This window comes from Arthrobacter sp. SPT-J7 (genome assembly GCF_059089965.1).
This window is the reverse complement of sequence record NZ_JBNHFF010000409.1, coordinates 1-1,561: the sequence shown is the minus strand read 5'-3', so window position 1 is coordinate 1,561 and position 1,561 is coordinate 1. Positions and strand designations below refer to the sequence as shown.

The 1,561-nt window shown below is 64.5% G+C and carries 1 protein-coding gene; it reads right to left on the bottom strand.

Annotated elements, in window-relative coordinates; translation table 11 throughout:
• Positions 1–20: 20 nt before the first annotated feature.
• Complete coding sequence (locus AC5RWX_RS33110) at positions 21–986, bottom strand: methylenetetrahydrofolate reductase (RefSeq protein WP_494100398.1); 966 nt, start codon at positions 984–986, stop codon at positions 21–23.
• Between the last annotated feature and the right edge of the window lie 575 nt (positions 987–1,561).

Here is a 1,561-nt window from a genome sequence, read left to right as displayed (position 1 = left end):
TGCTTCAGCCGGCGGGATGCTCAGCTGGCGAGCTGCGGCCGGGCCACGGCGCCACGCCGGCTGCCGGCACCGGAGCGCCGCGGAAGAGCCAGCTTGTCCAGTACGTCCAAGGCGCTTTGGTGCTCGTTGAAGGTGTAAAGGTGGATACCCGGTGCTCCTGCATGCAGGGCAGCGTTGGCCAGGTCCACCGTGGCGCTGACGCCGATCCGGAGCCGTTCGGCGTCGCTGTCTGCGGAAGCGAGACGGGCAACAAGCTCCGGTGCCGGCTCCACGCCGCTGAGTTCGCCCAGCCGCTTCACCCGGCGCAGGCTCGTGAACGGCATAACGCCCGGGATGACCGGGATGGTGACCCCGGCACGACGGGCCCTGGTGAGGAGGTCCGCGTACTGCTCGGCACGGAAGTAGACCTGCGTGATCGCGAAGTCGGCGCCGGAGCGCTGCTTGGCAAGCAGCACCTCCACGTCGTGGTCCTCGCTGGGTGATTCCGGGTGGCGGGTGGGGTACGCGGCCACACCAACGGCAATTTTACCGGCGCAGAGCAACGCCGACCGGCGCTGTTCAACCCGGCGGATGAGCTCGATCAGGTCCTGCGCATACCGCAGGGACCCGGCTACGGGCGGTGCGCCGTCCTGCGGCCGGTCACCGCGCAGTGCCAGGATCCCACGTACTCCGGTATCCAGCAGCTGACCTATGATTCCCGCAAGTTCCTCCGGCGTGTTGCCCACGCAGGTCAGGTGGGCCAGGGGGCGGAGGGTGGTTTCGAGCAGGAGCCGGTTGATGAGTTCGACGGCGGTGTCCCGGTTGGAGCCGCTGGCACCATAGGTGACAGAGACGTAGTCCGGTTCAGTGCTTTCGAGTTCGCGGATGGTGGTCCACAGCGTCTCCGCAGCGGCCGGCGACCGGGGCGGGAACAGCTCATAGGAAAGCGCCACCGGGGCTGCGTCGGAGAGATTCGGATGTGTGTCAATAAGGCTTGGTGGTGACATTTGCGTCCTTGGCTTTGGGCCATTGAGGGCTCCCCGCCAGAAGTTGTGACGGGACACCGGCAATGAATTGAGTTTGGGGAACACGGAAGGACTCCACAAGGACGCAGCCGCGACTGTTACGCCTGGAATGAAGTTGTCCGTGAGCAAATGTCAGGCCCACATGGGGGCACCCACACCCTCCCGACGGAGGATCGCTGACACGTTACCGCGGTAACTTGTATAGAACTCTAGGAGCGGCCGGAAGAGCATTCAAGTTGCGCGCCGAATTAAGACGCAGTCTTACGCCTTGTTTCAACTCCGTGCTGAACAATCTTCGCTTGGACAGCTTTTCCGTCAGCGCCCTGCCTACCGTAATCCAGCTGCCTCCTGCCGGGAGTCCCGGCTTCCGGCTCTTCCCGGCCCCTCTCCTTCGGCGTCCGTTCCCGTCCGCTACGGGCTCCTCCGAGTTTCCCTCCAGCAGTCCTTCGCCTCGGCGGTTCAAGCTTTGGGGACCCCTCCCCACCGCGCCTTCCCGGGTCTATCCTTTTGAACATGAGCGAGCTTCCAGCCAGTTACAAGGAGTATCTCGCCGATAA

Coding starts and splice junctions, on each gene's coding strand:
- AC5RWX_RS33110 (WP_494100398.1), bottom strand. CDS start 986: ATGTCACCACCAAGCCTTATTGACACACATCCGAATCTCTCCGACGCA.